19 protein-coding genes and 1 tRNA gene are annotated in these 26,520 nt (G+C 74.2%); 18 read left to right on the top strand and 2 right to left on the bottom strand.

Going from position 1 to position 26,520, the window contains the following annotated elements; genetic code table 11:
* Positions 1-84: 84 nt before the first annotated feature.
* Positions 85-1,386 (bottom strand): ABC transporter substrate-binding protein, encoded by a 1,302-nt coding sequence (locus tag MT994_RS08060; RefSeq protein WP_021482622.1) that lies wholly within the window; start codon positions 1,384-1,386, stop codon positions 85-87.
* A gap of 371 nt (positions 1,387-1,757) precedes the next feature.
* Between MT994_RS08060 and MT994_RS08055 the strand changes: the two genes are divergently transcribed.
* From MT994_RS08055 to MT994_RS08025, 7 genes are all read left to right on the top strand, one after another.
* Positions 1,758-2,876: an ROK family transcriptional regulator gene (locus MT994_RS08055; protein WP_081599862.1), complete on the top strand. Its 1,119-nt coding sequence runs from the start codon at positions 1,758-1,760 to the stop codon at positions 2,874-2,876.
* A complete protein-coding gene (locus tag MT994_RS08050) occupies positions 2,873-4,003 on the top strand; it encodes a substrate-binding domain-containing protein (protein ID WP_354805830.1) in 1,131 nt (376 codons plus the stop codon). The genes MT994_RS08055 and MT994_RS08050 overlap by 4 nt, the downstream gene beginning before the upstream one ends.
* Entirely contained in the window at positions 4,000-4,812 is an 813-nt protein-coding gene (locus MT994_RS08045) for an ATP-binding cassette domain-containing protein (protein ID WP_354805829.1), read from the top strand. Before MT994_RS08050 ends, MT994_RS08045 begins: the two co-directional genes overlap by 4 nt.
* Positions 4,809-6,023, top strand: coding sequence for an ABC transporter permease (locus MT994_RS08040; RefSeq protein WP_076403700.1), 1,215 nt, complete (start codon positions 4,809-4,811; stop codon positions 6,021-6,023). The genes MT994_RS08045 and MT994_RS08040 overlap by 4 nt, the downstream gene beginning before the upstream one ends.
* 1 nt (position 6,024) lies before the next feature.
* Entirely contained in the window at positions 6,025-7,152 is a 1,128-nt protein-coding gene (locus MT994_RS08035; RefSeq protein WP_206158449.1) for a LacI family DNA-binding transcriptional regulator, read from the top strand.
* Between the two features lie 285 nt (positions 7,153-7,437).
* Complete coding sequence (locus tag MT994_RS08030) at positions 7,438-12,873, top strand: GH92 family glycosyl hydrolase (RefSeq protein ID WP_354805827.1); 5,436 nt, start codon at positions 7,438-7,440, stop codon at positions 12,871-12,873.
* Between the two features lie 148 nt (positions 12,874-13,021).
* The gene (locus MT994_RS08025) at positions 13,022-14,302 is read left to right on the top strand and encodes an AGE family epimerase/isomerase (RefSeq protein WP_354805826.1); all 1,281 of its coding nucleotides are present in this window, start codon (positions 13,022-13,024) and stop codon (positions 14,300-14,302) included.
* Between the two features lie 318 nt (positions 14,303-14,620).
* Here MT994_RS08025 and MT994_RS08020 read toward each other — a convergent pair.
* Positions 14,621-14,691, bottom strand: a tRNA-Gly gene (locus tag MT994_RS08020).
* Between the two features lie 154 nt (positions 14,692-14,845).
* Here MT994_RS08020 and MT994_RS08015 point away from each other — a divergent pair.
* From MT994_RS08015 to MT994_RS07965, 11 genes are all read left to right on the top strand, one after another.
* On the top strand, positions 14,846-15,403 hold the full coding sequence (locus MT994_RS08015) for a TM2 domain-containing protein (RefSeq protein ID WP_354805825.1): 558 nt from the start codon (positions 14,846-14,848) through the stop codon (positions 15,401-15,403).
* A 174-nt stretch (positions 15,404-15,577) separates the two neighbouring features.
* Positions 15,578-16,153 carry a dCTP deaminase gene (gene dcd / locus MT994_RS08010; protein ID WP_034652708.1) on the top strand — a complete coding sequence of 192 codons (576 nt, stop codon included), beginning with the start codon at positions 15,578-15,580 and terminating at the stop codon, positions 16,151-16,153.
* A 65-nt stretch (positions 16,154-16,218) separates the two neighbouring features.
* The gene (locus tag MT994_RS08005) at positions 16,219-17,289 is read left to right on the top strand and encodes a hypothetical protein (protein WP_354805824.1); all 1,071 of its coding nucleotides are present in this window, start codon (positions 16,219-16,221) and stop codon (positions 17,287-17,289) included.
* Between the two features lie 195 nt (positions 17,290-17,484).
* Positions 17,485-20,544, top strand: coding sequence for a Na+/H+ antiporter subunit A (locus tag MT994_RS08000; protein WP_354805822.1), 3,060 nt, complete (start codon positions 17,485-17,487; stop codon positions 20,542-20,544).
* Between the two features lie 11 nt (positions 20,545-20,555).
* Complete coding sequence (locus tag MT994_RS07995; RefSeq protein ID WP_081599867.1) at positions 20,556-21,161, top strand: Na(+)/H(+) antiporter subunit C; 606 nt, start codon at positions 20,556-20,558, stop codon at positions 21,159-21,161.
* Positions 21,158-22,786, top strand: coding sequence for a Na+/H+ antiporter subunit D (locus MT994_RS07990; RefSeq protein ID WP_194521844.1), 1,629 nt, complete (start codon positions 21,158-21,160; stop codon positions 22,784-22,786). Before MT994_RS07995 ends, MT994_RS07990 begins: the two co-directional genes overlap by 4 nt.
* Positions 22,783-23,382: a Na+/H+ antiporter subunit E gene (locus tag MT994_RS07985; RefSeq protein WP_021482449.1), complete on the top strand. Its 600-nt coding sequence runs from the start codon at positions 22,783-22,785 to the stop codon at positions 23,380-23,382. Before MT994_RS07990 ends, MT994_RS07985 begins: the two co-directional genes overlap by 4 nt.
* Positions 23,379-23,786, top strand: coding sequence for a monovalent cation/H+ antiporter complex subunit F (locus MT994_RS07980; RefSeq protein WP_043653007.1), 408 nt, complete (start codon positions 23,379-23,381; stop codon positions 23,784-23,786). The genes MT994_RS07985 and MT994_RS07980 overlap by 4 nt, the downstream gene beginning before the upstream one ends.
* On the top strand, positions 23,786-24,289 hold the full coding sequence (gene mnhG / locus MT994_RS07975) for a monovalent cation/H(+) antiporter subunit G (RefSeq protein WP_081895835.1): 504 nt from the start codon (positions 23,786-23,788) through the stop codon (positions 24,287-24,289). The genes MT994_RS07980 and mnhG overlap by 1 nt, the downstream gene beginning before the upstream one ends.
* A 58-nt stretch (positions 24,290-24,347) precedes the next feature.
* Complete coding sequence (locus MT994_RS07970; RefSeq protein WP_354805820.1) at positions 24,348-25,340, top strand: cation diffusion facilitator family transporter; 993 nt, start codon at positions 24,348-24,350, stop codon at positions 25,338-25,340.
* A gap of 74 nt (positions 25,341-25,414) precedes the next feature.
* Positions 25,415-26,440, top strand: a complete 1,026-nt coding sequence (locus tag MT994_RS07965; RefSeq protein ID WP_354805818.1) for a CAP domain-containing protein — start codon at positions 25,415-25,417, stop codon at positions 26,438-26,440.
* Positions 26,441-26,520 lie beyond the last annotated feature (80 nt).

Below are 26,520 nucleotides of genomic sequence, written 5' to 3'. Positions count from 1 at the left end.
CCGGGGACGTGTTCCGGCCGCGCGGGTCCGCCGCGCGCCGTCGGGACGTGCCCGACGACGCGCGGCGGCTCCGGCGGAGCGGTGTCAGCCCTGCGCTGCGGCGGCGGCGAGCTCGGACTGGTAGGTCGCGAGGTCGGACCCGCCCGACGTGAACTTGCTCGTCGCGTCGGAGATCGCGTTGAGCGTCGCGACCGGGGCGGCGGCGCCGTGCGCGAGCGAGGAGACGATCGTGTCGTTGCCGAACGACTCGATCGCCGTCTGCTGGTACTCCGAGAAGTCGGCCGGGTCGGCGTCGGTGCGAGCCGGGATGGAGCCCTTGGCCTTGTTGAACGCGACCTGGCCGTCGAGCGAGCCCACGGTCTCGAGCCACGCCTTGGCGCCGTCGGGGTGCGGGGCGCCCACCGGGAGGGTGAACGAGTCGGCGAGGAAGTCGAACACGCCGTCGGTGCCCGGGACGGGGAACGCGGTGAAGTCGGTGCCGAGCGTCTTGCCCTGCTCCTCGAACGCCGCGACGGCCCAGTCGCCCATGACGTTGAACGCGGCGTTGCCGTCGATCACCATCTGGGTCGCCTCGGGCCAGTCGAGCCCGTCACGGTCGGTGTTGGTGTAGCTCATGAGCTTCTCGAAGTCCTCGAGGGCGGCCGTGACCTCGGCACCCTCCCAGTCGGTCGAGCCGTCCCACAGGCCGTTGTAGCCCTCGGCCCCGAGGTCCGCGAGGAGCACGGTCTCGAGGAGGTTGACCTGGGTCCAGGTCGTCGCGACCGACAGCGGCGTGACGCCCGCGGCCTTGAGCTTGTCGAGGTCCGCCATCCAGGCGTCGAGGTCCGCGTAGGTCGCGGCCGGGTCGACGCCGTTGGCCTCGAGGACCGTCGGGTTCGCCCAGACCACGTTCGCGCGGTGGATGTTCGACGGGATCGAGTAGATCGCGCCGTCGTCGGACTTGAGGCGGTCCACGAGGTCGGCCGGGAAGACGTCGGTGAGGCCGAACTCGTCGTAGAGCGAGGAGACGTCCTCGATCTGCGCGGCGTCGATGTAGTCCTGGAGCTCGGCACCGGCGTGCGCCTGGAACGTGTCCGGCGGGTCCTGCGCCTGGAGACGGGACTGGAGGAGGTCCTTGGCGGCCGAGCCGGCGCCGCCGGCGACCGCGCCGTTGATGAACTCCACGTCGGGGTGCTGCTCCTCGAACACGCCGACCAGCGCGTCGAGACCCGCCTTCTCGGAGCCGGCAGCCCACCAGGTGAAGACCTCGACCTCGTCGCCGCCCCCCGAAGCGCCACCGTCACCGGTGCCCCCGTCACCGGAACCACCGCCGCTGCACGCGGCGAGTGCGAGACCCACGAGGGCGGCCGTCGCCACCGTCGCGCTCGTCCTGCGATCGATTCGCATCGTGATATCCCTACGCCTTCTTCGGTCGTGGGGGACCGGCGGACGACCACGTCGCACCGGCCGGGCGCATCGGTGCGCCCTCGAACCCGAGGCCCATACAACGGCGGCCGACGCTTGATGTCAAGAAATGAACACAAGCGACGCCGAATCGTGATGTTCGCGTCAAGGCATGGATTCAAGGCCGAGCGCCGCGCGGCCGATATCATTCTGACAGCGCTGTCCAATTCCTGTCGAGCCCTGCGCCCCCACCGGCAGCACGACGCGCCCCACCTGGGCGCGCGCGTCCCGGCGGTATCCTGACCGACGTGCGCGCTGACCGGGTGACACCGGGCTCGCAGACTTCACTGCGTGAGGCCAACCGAGCCCGGATCGTGAGCGCCGTCCAGCAGCGTGGCTCCCTCACGCAGATCGAGCTGGCCGGCGTCACCGGGCTGTCCCCGGCCACCGTCTCCAACATCGTCAAGGAGCTCACCGGCGCGGGCGTCCTGCACACCTCGCCCTCCACGCGCAGCGGGCGGCGCGCGCTCCAGGTGACCCTCGCGCGCAACCTCGGGCTCGTCGCGGGGGTGCACTTCGGCACGCGCTCGATGCGCGTCGCGCTCGCGGACGCGTCCATGCGCGTGCTCGCCGACCAGCGCATGCCGCTCGCCCCGGACCACCGCGCCGACACCGGCCTCCAGCGCGCTGCGCTCCTCGTGGGGGAGATGGTCGCGTCGGTCGACGCGTCTCCCGAGGAGCTGCTCGCGGTCGGGGTCGGGGTGCCCGCCCCTGTGGACGTGCGCGCCGGGCGCATCGCGACCGTCGGCATGATGCGCGGCTGGGACGGCGTCGTCGTCCCCGAGCTGCTCGAGGCCGAGCTCGGCGCGCCCGTGACGGTGGACAACGACGCCAACCTCGGCGCCCTCGCCGAGACCCGGTTCGGGGCGGCCGTCGGGCACGACGCCGTCGCCTACCTGCGCGTGTCCCACGGCGTGGGCGGCGGTCTCGTCCTGGGCGGGCGCGTCGTGCACGGCCGCGCGGGCGTCGCGGGCGAGATCGGGCACGTGACGATCGACGAGAACGGCCCGGTGTGCCGGTGCGGCAACCGCGGCTGCCTCGAGATGTACGTCGGCGCGGGCGTGCTGCTGTCCATGCTCTCCGAGAGCCGCGGCCACCTCACGCTGCGCGACGTCATCGCGCGGGCCCAGGAGGGGGACCCGGGCTGCCGCCGCGTCCTGTTCGACGCCGGGCAGCACCTCGGTGTCGCGGCCGCGAACCTGTGCAACCTCGTCGACCCGGAGATCGTCGTCGTCGGCGGGCAGCTCGCCGAGGCGGGCGAGGCCCTGCTCGGCCCGCTCCGCACCGCGCTCGAGCAGCGCACGGTCCCGAGCACGGCCGGCCCGGTCGAGGTCGTCGCGTCCGAGCTCGGGTCGGCCGCCGAGGTACGCGGTGCGCTCGCCGTCGCGCTCGACCTCGCGCGCGTGAGCGGCTCCCTGGGGGTGAGCGCATGAGCAGGGACGGGGCTCGCCGGGGGAGCGCCCGCCGTCGTGCGCGGGGCGCGGTGACGACGGCTGTCGCGGCCGTCGTCGTCGCGCTGCTCGCGCTCGCGGGCTGCGCGCCGCCGGAGGAGCCCGCCGGGCCGTCGGAGGGGACCATCGGGCTCCTGCTGCCCGAGGCCAAGACCGCGCGCTACGAGACGACCGACCGCCCGACCTTCGTCGGGGTGGTCGAGCGGCGCTGCCCGTCGTGCGAGGTGCTGTACGCGAACGCCGCCCAGGACGCCGCGAACCAGCAGCAGCAGGCCGAGTCGATGCTCGCCCGCGGTGCGGACGTCCTCGTGCTCGACGCGGTCGACGCGGTCGCCGCGGTGAGCGTCGTCGCCGAGGCCCAGCGCCTCGGCGTGCCCGTCATCGCCTACGATCGCTTCGTCGACGGCGCGGACTACTACGTCTCGTTCGACAACGAGCTCATCGGGTACCTCATGGGGGAGGCGCTCGTCGGCGCGGTCCTCGACCGTGCGGAGCAGGACCCGCCGGCGCAGGGCCGGCGGCCGGGCGTCCTGCTCGTCCAGGGCTCGCCGACCGACCCGAACGCCGCGGAGCTCGCCGCCGGCGCACACCGCGCGCTCGAGGGAGAGGACATCGACGTGCTCGCCGAGTACGACACGCCCGACTGGAGCCCCGACAAGGCGACCGAGTGGGTCGAGGGGCAGCTCACGCAGTACCCGGGTCGCGTCGACGGCGTCTTCGCGGCGAGCGACGGCATCGCAGGCGGCGCCATCGCCGCGATGAAGGCCGCCGGCCTCGACCCGGTGCCGCCCACGACGGGCCAGGACGGCGAGCTCGCGGCCGTCCAGCGCGTCGTCTCGGGAGACCAGTACATGACCGTCTACAAAGCCACGACGGAGCAGGCGCGCACGGCCGCCGAGCTCGCCGTGCGGGTGCTGCGCGGCGAGGACCCGCGCGCGACCGTGGTGATCGACGGCGTCCCGAGCCTCCTGCTCGCGCCGCGCGCGGTCGGCGTCGACGACGTCCGGCGCGTCCTCGTCGACGGCGGCGTCTACACGGTCGACGAGATCTGCACCCCGTCCTACGTCGACGCGTGCGTCGACGCGGGTCTCCTGGAGGCGGCACCGTGAGCGCCCCCGTCCTGACCCTGCGCGGGGTCTCCAAGAGCTTCGGCGGCGTCCGGGCGCTCGTCGACGTCGACGTCGAGGTGCGCGAGCACGAGGTCCTCGCCGTCGTGGGCGACAACGGCGCCGGCAAGTCGACGCTCGCGGGCGTCGTCGCGGGCGCGTTCCGCCCCGACGCGGGCGAGGTGCTGCTCGACGGCGCGCCCGTCGTGCTCGACTCGCCGGCGGCCGCGCGCCAGCACGGGATCGCGGCGGTGTTCCAGCAGCTCGCGCTCGTCGACGACCTCGACGTCGTCGAGAACGTGTTCCTCGGGCAGGAGGTCCTCCACGGGCCGTTCCTCGACGAGATCGCGATGGAGCGCGAGGCGTGGGGCCTGCTCGACCAGCTCGCCGCGACCGTCCCCTCCGTGCGGCAGCCGGTGCGCACGCTCTCGGGCGGCCAGCGGCAGGTCGTGGCGGTCGCGCGCGCCCTCCTGGGGTCGCCGCGCGTGCTCGTCCTCGACGAGCCGACGGCGGCGCTCGGCGTCCGGCAGACGGCCGAGGTCCTCAACCTCATCGAGAAGCTGCGCGAGCGCGGGCACGCCGTCGTCCTCATCAGCCACCAGGCGGGCGACCTCCAGGCCGTCGCCGACCGCATCCTCGTGCTGCGGCTCGGCCGCGTGCACGGCGAGTTCCCGGGCGACACGTCCTACGAGGACCTGCTCGCCGCGATGACCGGCGCCGTGCGCCCGGCGCGCCCGGGCGGACCGAGCGGGAGCGCGGGCGGGACCGAGCGCGAGCGGCGCACGGGCGGCACCGGGGCGGTGCACCGATGAGCGTCCCCGGCCGCACCTCGGGCGCGGCGCTCGACCGGCCCCTGACGGGCGCGCTGTCCGGGTCCGTCGTGCAGCAGCTGCGCGGCGCGCACCTCGGCATGCTGCCGATCGTCGCCGCGCTCGTGCTCATCTGGGTCGTGCTCGGCGCGATCAACCCCGCGTTCCTCTCCGCGGAGAACCTCGTCAACCTCACGCTCCAGAGCGCCCCCACGGGGATCATCGCGCTCGGCGTCGTGCTCGTGCTGCTCGTCGGCCAGATCGACCTGTCGGTCGGCTCGGTGAGCGGGCTCGCCGCGGCGGTGCTCGCCGTCGGGACGGTCGGGCTGGGCTGGCCGGTCGGGATCGCGATCGTCGCGGCGCTGGCCGTCGGGGTCGTCGTCGGGCTCGGGTACGGGCTGCTCTCCACGCGCCTCGGGCTCGCGTCGTTCGTCTTCACGCTCGCGGGCCTCCTGATCCTCGCGGGCGTGCAGCTGCGCGTCCTCGGTCCCAAGGGTTCGATCAACCTGCCGTTCGAGTCGTGGCTCGTGCGCACGGTCCAGCAGGGCTTCCTCGCCCCCGCGGTCGCGTGGGGCCTCGTGGTCGTGGTCGTGGCGGGGTACGCCGCGCTGCGGGTGACCGACCACGTGCGCCGCGTCCGGGCGGAGCTGCCGAGCCCGGGCCTGGCCCGCGTCGCGGTCCGGACGGCGGTCCTCGCGGCGGTGCTCGTCGCGACGGTCGCGTACCTCGGGACGGCGCGCGGGATCGGCTACACCGTGGTGCTCTTCGTGGCGCTCGTGGTCGTGGTCGACGTGCTGCTGCGCCGCACGCGGTGGGGACGCTCCGTGCGCGCCGTCGGGGGCAACCGGCGCTCCGCGCTCCTCGCGGGCGTCGCGGTGCGCCGCACGGTCGTCTCGTGCTTCGTCGCGTGCTCGACGTTCGCGGCGCTCGGCGGCGTCCTCGCCGCGGGGCGGCTCGCGGCGGCGAACCAGGGGACCGGCGCGGCGGACACCTACCTGACGGCGATCGCGGCCGCGGTCATCGGCGGCACGAGCCTGTTCGGCGGGCGCGGGAGCGCGTGGTCGGCGCTGCTCGGCGTGCTCGTGCTCCAGTCCATCGCGAACGGGCTCACGCTGCTCAACCTCGACACGGCCACGCGGTACATCGTGACCGGAGCGGTCCTGCTGCTCGCTATCGTCGTCGACATGCTGATTCGTGGTCGACGGGAGGTCTGAGATGGTGATGCAGGGGGAGAGCGCGGGGACGGTCCCGCCGGGCGAGGTCGGGGTCGTGGTCCCCGACATCCCGACGGGGGCGGCCGTGGCGCGTCCGCACGGCGGACGCGGAGGCCGGCGCCCGACGCTCGCCTCCGTCGCGGAGGTCGCCGGCGTGAGCCTCAAGACGGCGTCGCGCGTCCTCAACGACGAGCCGAACGTCGCGCCGCAGACGCGCGCCAAGGTCCAGGAGGCCGCGCAGCGGCTCGGCTTCCGGCGCAACGCCGTGGCCGCCGACCTCGCGCGCGGCGGCTCGTCGCGGCTCGTCGGCTTCGTCACCGGCGACCTCGCGAACCCGTTCTACTCCGCGCTGGCCAGCGGCATCGAGCGCGAGCTCCGCCACCACGGCCTCCAGCTCATCACCACGAGCTCGGACGAGGAGCCGGAGCGCGAGCGGTCGCTCACCGAGGCGCTCGTCGAGCGCCGCGTCGGCGCGCTCGTCGTCACCCCGACGTCGACGGACCACTCGGGCCTGCGCCGCGAGCTCGAGGACGGCCTGCCGGTCGTGTTCATCGACCGCCCCGCGCGCGGCGTCGAGGCGGACACGGTCGTCATCGACAACCGCGGGGGAGTGCGCGACGCCGTGACGCACCTCCTCGCGCACGGGCACCGCCGGATCGCGCTCGTGGGCGACGTGTCGCGCCTGTGGACGTTCCAGGAGCGTCGCGACGAGTTCGTCGCGACGCTGCGGGCCGCGGGCGTCGAGGACCCGGGCCGGTACGTGCGGGACGGCGCGCACGACGCCGACCTCGCGCGCGTGTTCGTCGCGGACCTCCTCGCCCTGCCCGAGCCCCCGACGGCGTTCGTCACGGCGAACAACAAGATCACGGTCGGCGCGCTCCACGCCCTGCGCGACCGCGAGTCGTCGGGCGGGGCGGCGGACGTCGCGCTCGTCGGCTTCGACGACTTCGAGCTCGCGGACCTCCTGCACGTGACGGTCGTGGGGTACGACGTCGTCGAGATGGGCCGGCAGGCGGCGGCGCTCGCGGTGTCCCGCGCCGAGAATCCGGAGCTCGCCCCGCGGCTCGTCGTGGTGCCGACGCGGCTCGTCGTCCGCGGCACGGGGGAGGTCCCCGGCCCCGCGGCCTAGGCGTGGCCGCGGTGCCCGTGCGCGTGTCGGTGCGAGCGCGGTCGTGCTGACGGCGTACGACCTCCTCGGCGGTCGAGCGGGTGGCGCGAAAGTCACACTGAGCGTGACTTTTGCGCCAGGGGGTCCTCTTGTCGGCGCCCTGTCGGCAGAGCCCTGACCGCGTTGACAAAGCCTGGAACCGACGCATAGGTTCAGGTCGCCCCTGACAACGCTTCCCCCCTGCGCGTTGTCAGGGGCACCCCTGCAGCCTGACAGCGCTGTCAGACGATCGAAGGAGATCGCGGCATGACCAGACCACTCCCGTCCGGACGCGCGGTCGCGCGGTCCGGCAGCGGCCGCGCCCGGCCTCTCGGCCTCGTGCTCGCCGCCGCTCTCGCCGTCCCGCTCGGAGTGCCTCTCGCGGCCCCCGCGGGAGCCCTCGCCACCGCCCCCGCCGCGGCCGCGGAGCCTGGCGACTTCTCGTCGTCGTTCGAGTCCGGTGACCCGGCGGCGCTGCCCACCACGGTGGCCGAGCGCGACGGCGCGCCCTGGCAGGCGAACGTCGGCTCGTTCACGGCCGGCCTGCCCGGGAGCGTCCTCGGGCAGCTGAAGGGCGTCACCGCGAGCGCGCAGAACCTGCCCAACGAGGGCGCGGCGAACCTCGCCGACGGCAGCTCGGGCACCAAGTGGCTCGCGTTCGCGTCGACCGGCTGGGTCCGGTACGAGTTCGCCGAGCCCGTCTCGTTCGTCGCGTACACGATGACCTCCGGCGACGACGCCGCCGGTCGCGACCCGAAGACCTGGACGGTCGAGGGCTCGAACGACGGGTCCACGTGGACCGCGCTCGACCGGCGGACGGACGAGGACTTCCCGAACCGCCAGCAGACGCGCACGTTCGAGCTCGAGGCGCCCACCGCGGCGTACACGTACCTGCGCCTCAACGTCACGGCGAACTCGGGCGACTCCATCGTCCAGCTCGCCGGGTGGGACCTCTCGGCCGACCTGAGCGCCGGCCCGTCCGCCGCCCCCATGACGACGAAGGTCGGCACCGGGCCGCGGGTGAACTTCACCAACAAGGCGGGCGTCGGGTTCTCCGGCCTGCACTCGCTCCGGTACGACGGCTCGCACCTCGCCGACGGCGAGACCTATGCGACGAACGTGCTCTACGACGACGTGGACGTCGTCGTCGGCGAGGACACGCGCCTGAGCTACACGATCTTCCCCGAGCTGCTCGACGACCTGCAGTACCCGTCGACGTACGCGGCGGTGGACGTCCTGTTCACCGACGGGACCTACCTGTCCGACCTCGGCGCGCGCGACGCGCACGAGACGGTCGCGACCGCGCAGGCGCAGGGCGAGGGCAAGATCCTCTACGCCGACCAGTGGAACTCCGTGCGGGTCGACCTCGGCGACGTCGCCGCGGGCAAGACCGTGGACCAGGTGCTGCTCGGGTACGACAACCCGGGCGGTCACGCCGGGACGAAGTTCGCGGGCTGGCTCGACGACGTCGAGATCACGGCGGAGCCGGCCACGATCGACGGGTCGAGCCTCGCCAACTACGTGGACACGCGCCGCGGCACGCTCGCGTCGGGCAGCTTCTCGCGCGGGAACAACATCCCCGCGACGGCGACGCCGAACGGGTTCAACTTCTGGACGCCGTACACGAACGCCTCCTCGCAGAGCTGGCTGTACGAGTACCACAAGGCCAACAACGCCAACAACAAGCCGGTCCTCCAGGGCTTCGGGATCTCGCACGAGCCGAGCCCGTGGATGGGCGACCGCAACCAGCTGACGTTCCTCCCGTCGACGGCGTCGGGGACGCCCGACGCCACGCTCTCGACGCGCGGCCTCGAGTTCGACCACGCCGACGAGACGGCGCGGCCGGACTACTACGGGGTCACGTTCACCAACGGCTCCGCGATCGAGGCGACGCCCACCGACCACGGCGCGGTGCTCCGCTTCAGCTACCCCGGCGCCAAGGGCCACGTGCTCGTGGACAAGGTGGACGGCTCCTCCAAGCTCGCGTACGACCAGGCCACGGGCACGATCTCCGGCTGGGTCGAGAACGGCTCGGGCCTGTCCGTGGGCCGCACGCGCATGTTCGTCGCCGGCACCTTCGACCGTAGTCCGACGGCGGTCGGGACGGCGGCGGGCAACCGTGCGGACGCGCGCTTCGCGACGTTCGACACGTCGTCCGACAAGACGGTCGAGCTGCGCGTCGCGACGTCGTTCATCAGCCTCGACCAGGCGCGCAAGAACCTCGACCTGGAGGTGACCGGCAAGACCTTCACCGAGGTCAAGGCCGCTGCCGCGCAGGCGTGGAACGACCGGCTGGGGGTCATCGAGGTCGAGGGCGCGAGCGAGGACCAGCTCGTCACGCTGTACTCCAACCTCTACCGCCTCAACCTGTACCCGAACTCGCAGTTCGAGAACACGGGCACGGCGCAGGAGCCGGTGTACAGGTACGCGAGCCCGGTCTCCGCGACCACGGGCTCCGCGACGGACACGCAGACCAACGCGAAGGTCGTCGACGGCAAGATCTACGTGAACAACGGGTTCTGGGACACGTACCGCACGGCCTGGCCGGCGTACTCGCTCCTCTACCCGGAGCTCGCGGCCGAGCTGGTCGACGGGTTCGTCCAGCAGTACCGCGACGGCGGGTGGATCGCGCGCTGGTCCTCGCCGGGCTACGCCGACCTCATGACGGGCACGTCGTCCGACGTGGCGTTCGCCGACGCGTACCTCAAGGGCTCGCTCCCGACGGGCACGGCGCTGGAGGCGTACGACGCCGCGCTGCGCAACGCGACCGTCGCGCCGCCGAGCAACGCCGTGGGCCGCAAGGGCCTGCAGACGTCGCCGTTCCTCGGGTTCACGCCGGAGTCCACGCACGAGTCCGTGTCGTGGGGCCTGGAGGGCCTGGTCAACGACTTCGGCATCGGCAAGATGGCCGCCGCCCTGGCGGAGGACCCTGCGACGCCGGACGAGCGCCGCGAGACGCTGCGCGAGGAGTCCGCGTACTTCCTCGAGCGGGCCACGCACTACGTCGAGCTGTTCGACCCCGAGGTCGACTTCTTCGTGCCGCGGCACGAGGACGGCACGTGGGCCGTCGACCCCGAGACGTACGACCCGGAGGCCTGGGGCGGCGGGTACACCGAGACGAACGGCTGGAACTTCGCGTTCCACGCCCCGCAGGACGGCCAGGGCCTCGCCAACCTCTACGGCGGCAAGCAGGGCCTCGAGGACAAGCTCGACGAGTTCTTCTCCACGCCGGAGAAGGGCGCCGGCAACGGCGGCATCCACGAGCAGCGCGAGGCGCGCGACGTCCGCATGGGCCAGTGGGGCATGAGCAACCAGGTGTCGCACCACATCCCATGGCTCTACGACGCCGCGGGCGCGCCGTCGAAGGCGCAGGAGAAGGTCCGCGAGGTCACCCGCCGCCTCTTCGTGGGCAGCGAGATCGGCCAGGGCTACCCGGGCGACGAGGACAACGGCGAGATGTCGTCGTGGTGGATCTTCGCCTCGCTCGGCTTCTACCCGCTCCAGGTCGGCTCGGACCAGTACGCGGTCGGCTCGCCGCTGTTCGACAAGGCGACCGTGCACCTGCCGGACGGCGACCTCGTCGTCAACGCCGAGAACAACTCGGTCGACAACGTCTACGTGCAGTCCCTCGCGGTGGACGGCGAGGCCCGCACCTCGACGTCGCTCTCGCAGGCCGACCTCTCGGGCGGCGCGACGCTGGACTTCGTCATGGGTCCGGAGCCGTCGGACTGGGGCACGGGCGAGGACGACGCGCCGCCGTCGCTCACCGAGGGCGACGAGCCCCCGACGCCGGTGCAGGACGCGACGACCGCGGGCCTCGGCACGACGACCGTCGCCGACGGCGACGCGACCACGAGCGCCGCGGCGCTCACGGACAACACGTCCGGCACGCGCACGACGTTCGCCACCACGACGCCGTCTATCACGTGGGCGGGCAACGGCATCCGCCCGACCGTCGGGTCGTACACGCTGACCTCCGGGGCGAGCGGGACGGCGTCGCCGTCCGCGTGGACCCTCGAGGGCTCCGACGACGGCGAGACGTGGACGACGCTCGACGAGCGGTCCGGCGAGCAGTTCCGCTGGGCCCTGCAGACGCGGCCGTTCACGGTCGCCGAGCCGACGGCGTTCGCGCGGTACCGGGTCACGGTCACCGCGACGTCGGGCTCCGGCGCGCTGTCGCTCGCCGAGGTCGAGCTCCTCGCCGACCCGAAGGAGTCGGGGGCCGAGGAGCTCACCCTCTCGGCCGCGCCGGACCGTGACGGCGTCACGGGCCGCGAGGTCTCGGGCTCGTTCGCGACCCTCACCGGGGTCGAGGGCGACGTCGCGGCGCTCGACGTGCAGGTCGCGTTCGGCGACGGCTCCGAGCCGGTCGCCGGGACGCTGCGGGCGGGCGCGTTCGGCGGGTACGCGGTGGACGCCGCGCACACGTGGACCGCACCCGGCGTCTACCCCGTGACCGTCACGGTCTCCGGCGAGGGGATCGAGCCCGTCTCGGCCTCCTCGTACGTCAGCGTCTCGCTCCTGCGCGAGGGTTCGCTGCTCGCCGCGTACGACAACGTCTGCATCGGCGACGCCGGGACGACGGTCGGCTCGTGCGACGGCCAGGGCGTGTTCTTCGACCGGGCGCAGCTCGCGGCGAAGGGCTTCGTCCAGGGCGAGCGCGCGACGGTGCCGGGCACGGACCTCGCGTTCGACGTCCCGGCGGTCCCCGCCGGGCAGCCGGACAACGCCACGGGCGACGGGCAGACCATCGAGCTCGACGTCCCCGCGGACGCGGAGCAGCTCTCGGTGATCGGCACGGGCACGGAGAAGAACCAGCAGGCCACCGGCACGCTGACCTTCGACGACGGCTCGTCGCAGCCCATCGACCTGAGCTTCGGCGACTGGTCGGGCGCGGCGCGCAACCCGGTGTTCGGCAACATCCCCGTCGCCGTGACGGACAACCGCCTGCGTGGCGGCAGCCCGCAGACCGGCACCCCCGCCGCGTTCTTCGCGACGGCGCCGATCACCCTCCCCGAGGGCAAGCGGCCCGTGAGCCTCACGCTCCCGGACCAGCCGGGCGAGCTCTCGCGCGACGGCCGCATCCACGTGGTCGCGGTCGCGCACGACGGCACGTTCGCCGAGCACCCCGCGCTCGAGGTCACGGCCGCGGAGGGCGTGACGCTCGCCGTCGGGCAGACCACGGACGTGGCGCTCGCGCAGGCGGCGGGCGGACGCGAGGGCACCGACCTCCGGGCGGCAGTCACGTGGGGCGACGGCTCCGACGTCGCGGCCGGCACGGTGACCGACGGGTCGGTCTCCGGCTCGCACGCCTACACGGCGGCCGGGACGTACACGGCGTACGTCGTGGTCGACGACGGCTGGACCAGCCGGGTGGTCGAGGTCCCCGTGATCGTGACCGAGGCGGAGCCGGCGCTCGCCGTCGACGTCACGGTGAGCACCCGCTGCCTCGCCGGCAAGGCGTACGTCGCGGTCCGCGCCGAGAACGGCGAGGACGTGCCGCTCGCGATCCGGCTCGTCACGCCGTTCGGCACCAAGGAGGTCGCGGCAGTCGCGCCGGGCGCCAACGCCTACCAGTCGTTCGCGACGCGGGCCACGGCGGTCGAGGCCGGCACCGTCACCGTCGAGGCGACGCGCGGCACCGGCGACGAGGAGGTGACGGCGTCGATCCAGGCCGACTACGCCGCCGTGACCTGCGGCTGAACCCCTGAGCCCGCCCCGCCCCGCGTCCGACCGGGGTGAGGCAGGCATGCACCACCGGCGGTGCCCCGGGATGATCGTCCCGGGGCACCGCGCCGTACGGGCACCGCGCCCGGCGGCGCCCCGCACCCAGCACGAGAAGGACCGAGAGATGACCGAGCACCCGACCGAGCAGCCCACGCCAGCGACCGACCTGCGGCGCTGGCGTCGCGAGCAGCTCGCCGACCTGCTGCGCTTCGGCGAGGCGTCGCTGCGCGCGGACGGCGCCGCGCAGTGGCTCGACGACGACGGGCGCCCCGACCTGTCGCAGCCGGTGCACACGTGGATCACGTCGCGCATGGCGCACGTGTACGCGTTCGCGTCGCTCCTCGGCGTGCCGGGCGCGGGGGAGCGGGCCGACGCCGCGCTCCACGGGCTGCGGGCGGTGCTCGTCGACGCCGAGAACGGTGGCTGGGTCTCGTCGCGCGGCCCCGCGCGGCGCCCGGGCGACGGCCACGACCCGGCGGCGGGCGAGGCCGTCCCGGTGGACGGGACGAAGAGCGCCTACGCGCACGCGTTCGTGGTGCTCGCCGCGGCGTCGGGCACGATCGCGGGCCGCGAGGGCGCGCGCGAGCTGCTCGACGCGGCGCTCGCCGTGCTCGACGAGCGGTTCTGGGAGCCCGGGCCGCGGATGCACGCCGACGAGTGGTCGCGCGACTGGACCGTGCTCGACGAGTACCGCGGCGTCAACGCGAACATGCACTCCGTCGAGGCGCTCCTCGCCGCGCACGACGCGACGGGCGACCCCGAGTGGCTCGCGCGCGCGGCGTCGGTCGCGGACCGCGTCGTGGGGTGGGCGCGCGAGAACGACTGGCGCATCCCCGAGCACTTCGACGCCGGCTGGAACCCCCTGCCGGACTACAACGCGGACCGCCCCCGCGACCCCTTCAAGCCCTACGGGTCGACGCCGGGCCACGGCCTGGAGTGGGCGCGCCTGCTGCTCCAGGTCGACGTCGCGGCCGGGACGCCCGGCGCCCGCACCGACGCGGCGGTCGCCCTCTTCGACCGGGCCGTCGCGGACGGCTGGGACGGCGAGCACGACGGCGGCTTCGTGTACACGGTCGACTGGTCGGGCGCGCCGGTCGAGCCCCGGCGCTACCACTGGGTCGCCGCGGAGGCCGTCGCGGCCGCCGACGTGCTGGGCCGCGTCACGGGCGACCCTCGGTTCGCCGAGGCCGCCGCGGGCTGGTGGGAGTGGATCGACGAGCACCTCGTCGACCACGAGCGCGGGTCGTGGCACCACGAGCTCGACACCGCCAACCGGCCCGACGGCGTCACGTGGGTCGGCAAGCCCGACGTCTACCACGCGGCGCAGGCCGTGATCCTGCCCGACCTGCCGCTCACCGGCTCCCTCGCCGCCTCGGCCAAGGCCGCGGGCAGCATCCTGGGCTGACGCCCGGGCCTCGGACCGTCGAGGCCGGGGTCGCGCGCCACGTCACCGTCGCCGTGGCGCGCGACCTCGGGCTCGGCGACGACACCCCCATCAAGAGTTGTTCTCTTGATGGGGGTTCCGTGTTCGTCGGGAGCGTCCCGTGGCACGCCCGCACGCCCTTCGCCGCGCGTGACGTCGCCCCCGAGGGCGATCTGCGCCTGTCCCGGGTGTGGACGGCAGGCGATCTGCTGGCGGCGTGGCCGTGACGAAGCGCGTCGGGCCTGTGGCCCACGACGACGAGAGCCCCGCACCGGACCGGTGCGGGGCTCTCGCAGGCTGAGCGGGTGACGGGAATCGAACCCGCGCTATCAGCTTGGGAAGCTGAAGTTCTACCATTGAACTACACCCGCGCGGCGCCGGTGGCGTCCGCCCCGGGCCCTCTGGGAGGATCCTCGGCGAACCAGCGCGCGACCCGATCATAGCGGACGACGCCGGTGATGCCAGAACCGCCCGCACCACGACCAGTCCCGCGCCGACGAGCGGCGCGCCGCCCGAGGAGCCGCCTTGTCCGAGAACCCGTACCAGCAGCAGCCCGACCCGTCGCAGGGGACCCCCGGTCCGGGTGACCCGGTCTACGGCGGCTCCGCCACGCCGTCGGGCCCGACGCCGGGCTACGGCCAGCAGCCCGGGGCCGGTGACGCGTACGGCCAGCAGGCGTACGGGACGCCGAGCGCCCCCGGCTACGGCCAGCAGGCGCCCGAGCAGGGCTACGGCTCCGCCCCGCAGCAGGGCTACGCCCAGCAGCCGGGCTACGCGCAGCCGGGCGCCTACGGCCAGCCCGGCGCGTACGGTCAGCCCGGCTACGACCCGGCGTACGACCCCCAGGCGAAGTCGCGTCTCGCGGCGGGCCTGCTGGGCATCCTCGTCGGCAGCCTCGGCATCCACCGCTTCTACCTCGGGTACACCGGCATCGGCCTGACGATGCTGCTCGTGTCGGTGCTGTCCTTCGGGTTCGCGGCGCCGGTCATCGCGATCTGGGGCCTGGTCGAGGGCATCCTCTACCTGACCTCGAAGACGGGCTACTACTCCGTGGACTCGACGGGCCGCCCGCTGCGCGCCTGACCTCCCGTCCGCGGGCGGGGGCCGCGCCGCCTCGACGACGAGCCGGCGCGGCCCCGCGCGCGACGGCGCTCGGCCCGCGCTGACCCAGGGCCCGGTCGGGGCGCCGGTCCAGGGCACCGATCCACGGTGCGGAGCCCGGTCCGGGCACGCTCCGGCGTCGGCTAGCGTGGGCCCGTGCTGCTCTCCGACCGCGACATCCGGGCCGAGCTCGACGCCGGCCGCGTCCAGCTCGAGCCGTACGACCCGGCGATGCTCCAGCCGTCGAGCATCGACGTGCGCCTCGACCGGTTCTTCCGGCTGTTCGACAACCACAAGTACCCGTTCATCGACCCGTCGCAGGACCAGCCCGACCTCACGCGGCTCGTCGAGGTCGACCCGGCCGAGCCGTTCGTGCTCCACCCCGGGGAGTTCGTGCTCGGGTCCACGTTCGAGACGGTCACCCTGCCCGACGACGTGGCGGCGCGCCTCGAGGGCAAGTCGAGCCTGGGCCGTCTGGGCCTCCTCACGCACTCCACGGCGGGGTTCATCGACCCGGGCTTCTCCGGGCACGTGACGCTCGAGCTGAGCAACGTGGCGACGCTGCCGATCACGCTGTGGCCGGGCATGAAGATCGGCCAGCTGTGCTTCTTCCGGCTGTCCTCGCCCGCCGACAACCCGTACGGCTCCAGCGTCTACGGCTCCCGCTACCAGGGCCAGCGCGGCCCGACGGCCTCCCGCTCGTGGCAGAACTTCCACCGCACCGACGTCTGAGCGCGGCCCGCCGCGTCGGACGCCGCTCGACCCCGCAGGACCCGAGGACCGGAGGACCGCACCGCATGAGCCCGCTCCCGCCGCTGCCGCACCCCGCCGGGCCCGGCGCTGCGCAGTCCTACCAGGCGCGGCACGTGCTGGGGCTGCCCGCCGACGTCCTCGTGGACGAGGTCGAGACGCTCGCGCTCTCGCGGTTCGCGGGGGCGCGCTGGGACGTCGCGCCGGAGGGCACCGAGCCCCTCGTGCCGCCCGCGCGCACCGCGCGGCCGGGCGAGCCGGGGGTCCTGCGCACGTCGCGCCACACGACGCTCACCGGCCCGTACGCGGGCCCCGGCTCCGGCGTCCCGGGCACCGCGCTCGTGTTCGACGTCGTCTGCCCCCGCGAGCGCGGGGACGTCCCCTACCCGGGCGGCGGGGACCGGGACGGCGTCGGGCGCGCGTTCCCCGGCGGCCTGCCGGTCCGGGAGGAGGAGCGCGTGGTCGCGTTCCTCGTCGCGGCGGCGCGCCGCCTCGGCGGGTCGGTCCGGACCGACGTCGGCAACCCGGCGGGGGCGGGCGTCGTCCTCACGCCGGACCCGGGCGTCGCGGTCGACATGACGCTGTACTCGGACGTGTGGCTCGACCCGCACGCCGCGCTCGCGCTCGTCGGCCGGCTCCACCCCCGCACGCGGCTCGCGACGGAGGGCAAGCCGTACGAGGGGCCGCCGAAGGGCATCGCGGAGCTGCCGCTCTACCCGGGCGAGAAGATGGACCCCGAGCTGCGGCGCGCGCTGCACGCCGCGGCGGACGACGTCGACATCAAGGCGCTGACCGCCGGTGCGGTGCTCGACGGGTACGGCCTCCTCGTCGACCTGGGCATGGACGGGCTCGTCGCGGTCGAGGTCGGCGGCGAGGAGGCGCTGCCCCTCCTGCTGCGCGGGCTGCCGTGGACGGTGGGCGGGGCGGTGAGCTACCGCGTGCGCTGGGAGCCGCAGGACCTCGCGGAGTCCCAGCGGGAGCAGCCGTCGCTCGACCACCAGATCGCGCGCAAGCGCGCCGCGGAGGTGGTCACGCAGGTCACGCGCACGCTGCACCAGGCGGTCGGCGGGGAGATCGCGGACGAGGCGGAGTTCCTCGTGGACCCCGAGGATCTGTGACGGCCGACTGAGGAATCGGTCACGGACGGGGCTACGGGCGCCCCGCACGGCTGAGGAGTCGGTAAAATGGTTCTCGGCCCGGCCTCGTCGGCGCCGTGAACTGTCGTGCCCTGCGGCTTCCCCCCGCCCGGGCGCGGCGATGACAAGTCCAGCAAGAACTTCGCCCACCCGCCCCCGACCCGGACGGAGCGGCCCGTGCTCTACGTGCTCCTTGCCCATCTCGTGATGGCACTGGGCGCGCCTGCACTCGTCTCGTTCCTCGGCCGCCGGGCGTTCCTCGTCATGGCGCTCGCGCCGGCGTCCGCGGCGGCCTACGCGCTCGCCTGGACCGACCGCGTGATGTCGGGGGAGCACCCGACGCAGGTCATCGAGTGGGTGCCCGGGCTGGGGCTCGAGCTCGCCTTCCGCATGGACACGCTGTCGTGGCTCATGCTGCTGCTCGTCGGCGGCGTGGGCGCCCTCGTCCTCGTCTACTGCTCGGCCTACTTCTCGCCCACCGCGCAGGGCCTGCGGCGGTTCGGCGGCGTCCTCACCGCGTTCGCGGGAGCGATGGTCGGGCTCGTCACCGCGGACGACATGCTGCTCCTGTTCGTGTTCTGGGAGCTCACGACCGTCTTCTCGTACCTGCTGATCGGCCACTACGCCGACCGCAAGGCGAGCCGTCGTGCCGCCATGCAGGCGATCATCCTCACCACCGCGGGCGGCCTCGCCATGCTCGTGGGGGTCGTGATCCTCGGCGTCCAGGGCGGGACGTTCCGCATGTCCGAGATCATCGCGGACCCCCCGACGGGCGGCGCCGTGACCGCCGCGATCGTCTGCCTCCTCGTGGGCGCGGCGAGCAAGTCCGCGCTCATCCCGCTGCACTTCTGGCTCCCCGCCGCGATGGCGGCGCCCACGCCCGTGAGCGCCTACCTGCACGCGGCCGCGATGGTCAAGGCCGGTGTCTACCTCGTCGCGCGCTTCGCGCCCGCCTACTCGGACACGACGGTCTGGCGCACGCTCGTCGTCGTGCTCGGCGCGGGCACCCTGCTCGTGGGCGGCTACCGCGCGCTGCGGCAGTACGACCTCAAGCTCGTCCTCGCGTTCGGCACCGTGAGCCAGCTCGGCCTCATCATCCTGCTCGTGGGCCTCGGGACGCGCGGGGCCGCGCTCGCCGGGCTCGCGATGATCGGCGCGCACGCGATGTTCAAGGCCTCGCTGTTCCTCGTCGTCGGCGTGGTCGACGCCGCGGCCGGCACGCGCGACCTGCGCCGCCTCACGGGCGTGGGCAAGGCCCTGCCGTGGACCGCGGTCGCGGGCGGGCTCGCCACCGCGTCGATGATCGGGCTGCCGCCGTTCGCCGGGTACGTCGCGAAGGAGGCGGCGCTCGAGTCGCTCCTGCACGGCGAGGGGCCTGTGTGGGTCGACACGGTCGTGCTGTGGTCGGTCGTCGTCGGCTCGATGTTCACGGTCGCGTACGGCCTGCGCTTCTGGTGGGGCGCGTTCGCGTCCAAGCCGCACCTCGGCCGGTCGCCCGCGCGCGCCAACGCGCACGAGAAGGCGTGGGGCGCCGGCGCCGCGCGCCGCCCGGCTGTCGAGGCCGAGGAGCCGCCGATCGACCCGGCGCGCATCCACCGCCAGCCGTTCCTGCTCGTGGGCCCGGCCGTCGTGCTCGCGGTCCTCGGCCTCGCGACGGCGCTCGTGCCGCACTTCGGTGAGGACCTCCTCGCCCCCTACGCCGACACGTACCCCGTCGGCGAGCCCGGGCACCTCGTCCTGTGGGCCGGCTTCACGCCCGCGCTCGCCCTGACCGTCCTCGTGCTCGCGGTCGGCGTCGTGCTGTTCTGGCAGCGGTCGCGCGTCGAGCGGTTCCAGGCGTCGCTGTGGACGGGGCCCGAGGCCGACGTCACGTACCGCAAGGTCATGCGCAAGCTCGACGACCTGGCCGCCGACGTCACGGCCGTCACGCAGCGTGGTTCGCTCCCGTTCTACCTCGGCGCGATCCTCGTGGTCCTCGTGCTCGGCCCGGGCGTCGTCATGGTCGCGCAGACCGCGTGGCCCGAGCAGCTCCGGGCATGGGACCGTCCCGCGCAGCTCGTCGCCGTCGCCGCGATCTGCATCGCCTCGGTGCTCGCCGCGCGCTCGCGCCGCCGGCTCAAGGCCGTGATCCTCGTCGGGATCGCGGGGTACGGCAACGCCGTCCTCTTCCTCCTGCACGGCGCGCCCGACCTCGCGCTCACGCAGGTCCTCGTCGAGACGATCACGCTCGTCGTCATGGTGCTCGTGCTGCGGCGCCTGCCCGCGTACTTCTCGAACCGGCCGCTCGCGGCGAGCCGGTGGGTCCGCCTGGGGATCGGCCTCGCGGTGGCCGTCGTCATGATGGGCTTCGCGCTCGTCGCGCCGCTCGCGCGCGTCGCGACGCCCATCTCGGTGGACTTCCCGGCCGAGGCCTACGAGTTCGGGCACGGCAAGAACATCGTCAACGTGACCCTCGTGGACATCCGCGCGTGGGACACGATGGGCGAGATCTCCGTCCTCCTGGCCGCCGCGACGGGCGTCGCGTCGCTCGTGTTCCTGCGCTCGCGCAGCGGCGAGATCCTGCGCGCGTCGGGGGCCCGGCCCGCGACCACGGCCACCGGCTCCGGCGTCTGGAGCGACACCGACGACCCGGGTGCCGCGCTGCGCCGCCGCGGGGTCACGGAGAAGGACCAGCCGCGCATGCTCGTGTGGCTGAGCGCCGGGCGCACCCTCGCGCCCCAACGCCGCTCGGTGATCTTCGAGGTCGTCACGCGCGTGCTGTTCCACGCCATGATCGTCTTCGCGCTCTTCCTGCTGTTCTCCGGCCACAACGCGCCGGGCGGCGGGTTCGCGGCGGGGCTCGTCGTCGGCATCGCGCTCATCGTGCGCTACCTCGCGGGCGGGCGGTACGAGCTCGGCGAGGCCGCGCCCGTCCACCCCGGTCTGCTCCTCGGGACGGGCCTGTTCCTGTCCGCGGGCGTGGGGCTCGTCGCGTTCCTGCTCACCGGCAACGTGCTCGGCAGCGAGGCCTACGACCTCGCGCTCCCGCTCGTCGGGGAGATCCACCTCGTGACGTCGCTGTTCTTCGACGTCGGCGTGTTCCTCGTCGTCGTGGGTCTCGTCCTCGACATCCTGCGCACGCTCGGCGCCGAGATCGACCGGCACGCGGAACGCGCCGCCGCGGGCCGCGAGCCCGGCGAGGACACGGGGCCGTTCGAGGCCATGGAGCCCGACTCGATCGGAGGTGGCCGCCGGTGAACGTCATCGACATGACGCCCAGCGTCGTCCTCGTCCTCGCGATCGGCGTGCTGTTCGCCGCGGGCGTCTACCTGCTCCTCGAGCGAAGCCTGACCCGCGTCCTGCTCGGGTTCATCCTCATGGGGAACGGCGCCAACCTGCTCTTCCTCGTCGCGGGCGGGCGCGCCGGGGGCGCGCCGCTCATCGGCACGACGCCCGAGGAGGACATGAGCGACCCGCTCGTCCAGGCGATGGTCCTCACGGCCATCGTCATCACGCTCGGCATCACGGCGTTCGTGCTCGCGATGGCCTACCGCTCGTGGCAGCTCCACGGCCACGACGAGGTGCAGGACGACCTCGAGGACCGCCGCGTCGCGCGGCACGCCGCGCGCAACGCGCCCGCGTTCGAGGACGCGGACACGGAGGAGAGCGGCGCCACCCTGGACGACGAGGCCGCCCAGGTCCGCGACGAGACCGACGGCGACGGCGACGGCGTCACGGACGGCGAGGAACCGCCGTCGGGCCCGGCCGGGCAGGACGCCGGGGACGCCACGGACGGCCGCACCGGCGGCTCCGACGCCCGGGACGACGACGCACGACCTGACGACCGACGGACCGACGGGAAGGAGCCGCGATGAGCCTCACCGCCGCGGCCCTCGTCCCGCTCCCCGTCGTCCTGCCGCTCGTCGCGGCCGGCCTCGCGCTCGCGCTCTGGCGCCACCCGCGCGCCCAGCGCATCATCACCGTCGCCGCGCTCGCGCTCGTCCTCGCGGCGTCCGTCGGCCTCCTGGTCGCGGCCGACTCGGGGCCGATCGTCGTCGACGTCGGCGGCTGGGCGGCGCCGGTCGGGATCGACCTCGTCGCGGACCGGCTCTCGTCGCTCATGCTCGTGGTGTCGAGCTTCGTCATGCTGTGCGTCCTGCTGTACTCCCTCGCGCAGGGCGTGGCGGACGGCGACGAGGAGGCGCCGGTCGCCATCTACCACCCGACGTTCATGGTGCTCGCGGCGGGCGTGTTCAACGCGTTCCTCTCGGGCGACCTGTTCAACCTCTACGTCGGGTTCGAGATCTTCCTCGCCGCGAGCTACGTGCTCCTCACGCTCGGCGGCACGGGCGAGCGCATCCGCGCCGGGTCGATCTACGTGGTCGTGGCGCTGCTCTCCTCGATCGTCTTCCTCGTCGCGATCGCGCTCACCTACGCCGCGACCGGCACGGTCAACCTCGCCCAGCTCTCGGAGCGGTACGCGGAGATCGACCCGGGCACGGCGCTCGCGATCCAGCTCCTGCTGCTGCTCGCGTTCGGCATCAAGGCGGCGATCTTCCCCCTGTCCGCCTGGCTGCCCGACTCGTACCCGACGGCGCCCGCCCCCGTCACCGCGGTCTTCGCGGGCCTGCTCACCAAGGTGGGCGTCTACGCGATCATCCGCACGCAGACGCTGCTCTTCCCCGAGGACAGCGTCGTCGACGACGTCCTCATGTGGCTCGCGCTGCTGACCATGGTCGTCGGCATCCTCGGCGCCGTCGCGCAGAACGACATCAAGCGACTGCTGTCGTTCACGCTCGTGAGCCACATCGGCTACATGATCTTCGGCATCGCGCTCGCGTCCGAGCCGGGCATGGCGGCCGCGATCTTCTACGTGGTGCACCACATCACGGTGCAGACGACGCTGTTCCTCGTCGTCGGCCTCGTGGAACGCCGCGGCGGGTCGACGTCGCTCGACCGCCTCGGCGGCCTCGCCAAGCTCGCGCCCGGGCTGGCCATCCTGTTCTTCATCCCGGCGATGAACCTCGCGGGCATCCCGCCGCTGTCGGGCTTCCTCGGCAAGGTCGGCCTCCTCGAGGAGGGCGTCGCCCAGGGCACGCCGCTCACGTGGGCGCTCGTCGTGGGGTCCGTCGTGACGTCGCTGCTCACGCTGTACGCGATCGTCAAGGCGTGGAACAAGGCCTTCTGGCAGACGGCGCCCGTCGAGATCCCCGCGGACGCGCGCCTGCCGCGCGGCATGGTCGGCCCGGCGACGGCGCTCGTCGCGTTCGGCCTCGCGCTCACCGTGGTCGCGGGCCCGCTCTACTCGTACACCGAGCGCGCCGCCGCGACGCTGCTCGACGGCCACACGTACGTCGACGCCGTGTTCCCCGGCGACTCCGACCGGGGCCAGGGCGAGTCGAACGAGGTCGCGACGGGCGAGAGCGACGGCACGGAACCCGCCGGTACTGAACCTGCCGGCACCGAACCGGCCGGCACGGGCGGAGGTGCGGACGGATGAGCCTGCACCGCCGCCGCCGCGCGCTCGCCTCCGGCTGGTTCGCCCGCGTCACCACGCAGTGGCGCACCGTCCTGTGGCTGACGATCGTCTGGGTCATGCTCTGGGGCGACCTGTCCGTGGGCAACGTGCTCGCGGGCGTCCTCATCGGGTTCGCCGTCATCACGTTCTTCCCGCTGCCGTCGATCGCGGCGCGCGGGAAGTTCCGGCCGTGGCCGTTCCTCGTGCTCGTCGGGCGCTTCGTCTCCGACCTCGTCGTCGCGTCCTTCCAGGTCAGCCTGCTCGCGCTGAACCCGCGGCACACGCCGCGCGGCGCGGTGGTGGGCGTGCGGCTGCGGAACCCGTCCGACATCTACCTGACCATCACGGCCGAGCTGTCGTCGCTCGTGCCCGGCTCGATCGTCGTCGAGGCGCACCGCCTCACCGGGATGCTCTACCTGCACGTGCTCGACGTCGAGACCGCGGGCGGCGTGGAGAAGGTCCGCGAGGACACGCTCGCGCTCGAGGCGCGCGTGCTGCACGCGTTCGCGTCGAACGACGAGCTGCGGGCCGCCGGCCTGTACGACGTCCCGTCCGCGCGAGAGGTGGCCGAGGCATGAGCGACACCGTCTACCTCGTGATCGTCGTGGTGAGCGCCGTGCTGCTCGCCGCGGGGGCCACCTTCGCCGTCGCGCGCGCCGAGCGCGGGCCGTCGATGCTCGACCGGACGATCGCGCTCGACGTCTTCACGACGACGCTCGTCGGGGCGATCGCGCTCGAGGCCGCGTTCTCCCGGCGCACGGACACCATCCCGATCCTCGTCGTGCTCTCGCTCGTCGGGTTCGTGGGCTCGGTGACGATCGCGCGGTTCGCGTCGGTCGAGCCCGAGGACGAGGGCCGCATCCGCACGGCCGAGGAGATCGCCGCCGAGGACGCCGCCCGCCGCGAGGCCGAGGAGTCCGACCGGGACTCGGCGGTCGACGCCGAGCACCACGGCGGCGCGCCCGAGGGGGAGGTGCGCTGATGGACCCGACCACCGGTCTCTGGGACACGATCGCCGACGTCGTGTCCGCAGTCTTCCTCCTGTGCGGCGCGTTCCTCGCGTTCGCCGCGGGCGTGGGCGTCGTGCGGTTCCCCGACCTGCTGGCGCGCATGCACGCGGCGACCAAGCCCCAGGTGCTCGGGCTGATCCTCGTGCTCGCCGGCCTGAGCCTGCGGCTGCGCTCGTGGGGCGCCGTCGCGACGCTGTTCCTCGTCGTCGTGTTCCAGCTCCTCACGTCGCCCGTCGCGGCGCACATGGTCGGCCGCGCGGGCTACCGCACGGGCAAGGTCCGCACGGACCTGCTCGTCGTCGACGAGCTCACGCGCGACCAGGAGGCGGCGGAGCGCGAGGACACGGGCGAGCACGACGACGCGGACCGGCACGGCGAGCCGGGTGCCACCGGCGGCGTCGAGCTCGCCGACACGGGCGACCCCGGGCCCGACGACGCGGGTCGCCCCGCCGACGCGGAGGGCCCGGCGCGCTGACACCGCCGCGCGCCCGGTCCCGCGCGCGGGTCCCGCACGCGGCTGGTAGACCGGCAGCATGCCCGACGCCCCCACGCCCGCCCCGCCGCAGCCGGAGTCGCACAACCCGCGCGTCGCGCGACCGGAGGGTGGCGGCGACAGCACCGTCACGGTGATCGTCGCGTTCCTCGCGAACGCGCTCATCGCGGGCGCGAAGACGGTCGCCGCGACGGTGACCGGCTCGGCGTCGATGCTCGCGGAGGCCGTCCACTCGTGGGCGGACACGGGCAACGAGATCTTCCTCCTCGTCGCCGACCGGCGCTCGCGCCGCCCGGCGGACACCGAGCACCCCCTCGGGTTCGGCCGCGAGGCGTACGTGTGGTCGATGTTCGCGGCGATCGGGCTGTTCGCCGTCGGCGCGGGGGTGTCGATCACGCACGGCATCCAGGAGCTGGTGCACCCGCAGCCGGCGGACGACTTCGTGGTCGCCTACGCGGTCCTCGCCCTGGCGTTCGTGCTCGAGGGCGTGTCGTTCCTGCGCGCCCGGCGGCAGGCGCGGGCCGAGGCGCGGGCGGCGGACCGCGACACCCTGCACCACGTGCTCGTCACGTCGGACCCGACGCTGCGCGCGGTGTTCGCGGAGGACGCCGCCGCGCTGATCGGCCTCGTGGTCGCGTTCGGGGGCGTCCTGGCCCACCAGCTCACCGGGTCGCCCGTGCCCGACGCCGTCGGGTCGATCGTCGTCGGCCTCGTCCTCGCGGTGGTGTCCGTCGTGCTCATCGACCGCAACCGGCGGTTCCTCGTGGGGGAGGCGGCGATGCCGGCGACGCGCGCCGCGGTGCTCGCGGGCATCCGCGACCTGCCGGAGGTCGAGCGCGTCACGTACCTGCGGCTCGAGTACGTCGGGCCGCGCGCACTGTACCTCGTGGCGAGCGTGGACCTGCGCGGCGACGAGTCCGAGACGTCCGTCGCCCGTCGGCTCGACGAGCTCGAGCGCCGGGTGACGTCCGTGCCGCTCATCGCGGGCGCGGTGTTCACGGTCTCCGCCCCGGAGGAGCCGTCGATCGTCTGACCTGGCGGGCGCAGAAGAGGCGCAGAACGGACGAAGCGGTACACATCCGCGGTCCTCATGGGTAGGGTCGAGCGATGGTCTCGCAGCGCACGCCCCGGCACCGCTCGGCGGCGGCGCCCGCGCCGTCTCCCGAGTCGTCTCCTGTGCCCGCGTCCTCCGCCGCGCCCGCACGACGGCGCGGCGGCCCATTCGCCCGGCACCTGCGGTCCGGTCCGCGCGTCGCGGTGACGACGGGCGTCGCCGCCGCCCTTCTGCTCGGCCCTCCGCTGGGCCTCACGGCCGCGACGGTGACGGGCGAGATCCGGCCCGAGCACGTGGGCCCGCTCGGCCCCGTCGTCGCGGCGCTCCCGTGGCAGGGGAGCGCGCCGCAGGAGTGGCTCGCGGGGCGCGACCCGCGCGACGACCGCGCGTCGCGCACCCTGGCCGACGCGCGGGACGACCTCCCCGCGGACGGCCCGACGGCGCCCGGTGCGCCCGGGGCCGACGACGCGCCGCCCGCGGCGACTGCGCCCGCGCCCGCGGCGACCGAGGAGCCTCCCGCCGACCCGGTGCCGACGCCCACGCCGGAGGACGTGCCGCCCGCCGAGGGCGCGGCGGACCCGGCCGGCCCGGACGGCGCGACCGCGTCGGGCCCGACGCCCGGCACCGGAACGGCCGACGGCGCCGCGCCGGCTGCCGGGACCGCCTCGGCCGCCGGGGCGGCGGCGCCCGGCGGAGCCGGTCCGGGGGCGATCACGGCGGAGGGTGCTGCGGTCGTCGAGCTGACGAACGCGGAGCGGGCCGCCGCCGGGTGCGAGCCGCTCGCCGTCGACGAGCGGCTCACCGCTGCGGCGCAGCTCCACAGCGAGGACATGGACGCGCAGGGGTACATGGACCACACGAGCCTCGACGGCCGCTCGCCGTGGGACCGGGCGCACGCGCAGGGCTACCCGAACCCGGGCGCCGAGAACGTGGCGAAGGGCTACCGGACCGCCCAGGACGTGGTGCGCGGGTGGATGGACTCGCCGGGCCACCGCGCGAACATCCTCAACTGCGGCCTGCGGGAGATCGGCGTCGGGCACGCGAACGGGGCCTGGACGCAGGTCTTCGGCTGGGGCTGATCCCCGGCCCCTCTCGGCGGCGGGCGCACCGCCCGTCCCGCGTCTCGCGGGAGCAGCCCCACGCGCGGTGAATATCGCAG

The sequence above is a fragment of the Cellulosimicrobium sp. MI9406 genome (assembly GCF_040595865.1).
In the GTDB taxonomy this organism is placed as follows: Bacteria; Actinomycetota; Actinomycetes; order Actinomycetales; family Cellulomonadaceae; genus Cellulosimicrobium; species Cellulosimicrobium funkei.
The sequence above is the reverse complement of the archived record's forward strand: the minus strand, read 5'-3'. Positions and strand labels throughout refer to the sequence as shown.

Coding starts and splice junctions, on each gene's coding strand:
- MT994_RS08060 (WP_021482622.1), bottom strand. CDS start 1,386: ATGCGAATCGATCGCAGGACGAGCGCGACGGTGGCGACGGCCGCCCTC.
- MT994_RS08050 (WP_354805830.1), top strand. CDS start 2,873: ATGAGCAGGGACGGGGCTCGCCGGGGGAGCGCCCGCCGTCGTGCGCGG.
- MT994_RS08040 (WP_076403700.1), top strand. CDS start 4,809: ATGAGCGTCCCCGGCCGCACCTCGGGCGCGGCGCTCGACCGGCCCCTG.
- MT994_RS08035 (WP_206158449.1), top strand. CDS start 6,025: ATGGTGATGCAGGGGGAGAGCGCGGGGACGGTCCCGCCGGGCGAGGTC.
- MT994_RS08030 (WP_354805827.1), top strand. CDS start 7,438: ATGACCAGACCACTCCCGTCCGGACGCGCGGTCGCGCGGTCCGGCAGC.
- MT994_RS08025 (WP_354805826.1), top strand. CDS start 13,022: ATGACCGAGCACCCGACCGAGCAGCCCACGCCAGCGACCGACCTGCGG.
- MT994_RS08005 (WP_354805824.1), top strand. CDS start 16,219: ATGAGCCCGCTCCCGCCGCTGCCGCACCCCGCCGGGCCCGGCGCTGCG.
- MT994_RS07995 (WP_081599867.1), top strand. CDS start 20,556: ATGACGCCCAGCGTCGTCCTCGTCCTCGCGATCGGCGTGCTGTTCGCC.
- MT994_RS07990 (WP_194521844.1), top strand. CDS start 21,158: ATGAGCCTCACCGCCGCGGCCCTCGTCCCGCTCCCCGTCGTCCTGCCG.
- MT994_RS07985 (WP_021482449.1), top strand. CDS start 22,783: ATGAGCCTGCACCGCCGCCGCCGCGCGCTCGCCTCCGGCTGGTTCGCC.
- MT994_RS07980 (WP_043653007.1), top strand. CDS start 23,379: ATGAGCGACACCGTCTACCTCGTGATCGTCGTGGTGAGCGCCGTGCTG.
- mnhG (WP_081895835.1), top strand. CDS start 23,786: ATGGACCCGACCACCGGTCTCTGGGACACGATCGCCGACGTCGTGTCC.
- MT994_RS07970 (WP_354805820.1), top strand. CDS start 24,348: ATGCCCGACGCCCCCACGCCCGCCCCGCCGCAGCCGGAGTCGCACAAC.
- MT994_RS07965 (WP_354805818.1), top strand. CDS start 25,415: ATGGTCTCGCAGCGCACGCCCCGGCACCGCTCGGCGGCGGCGCCCGCG.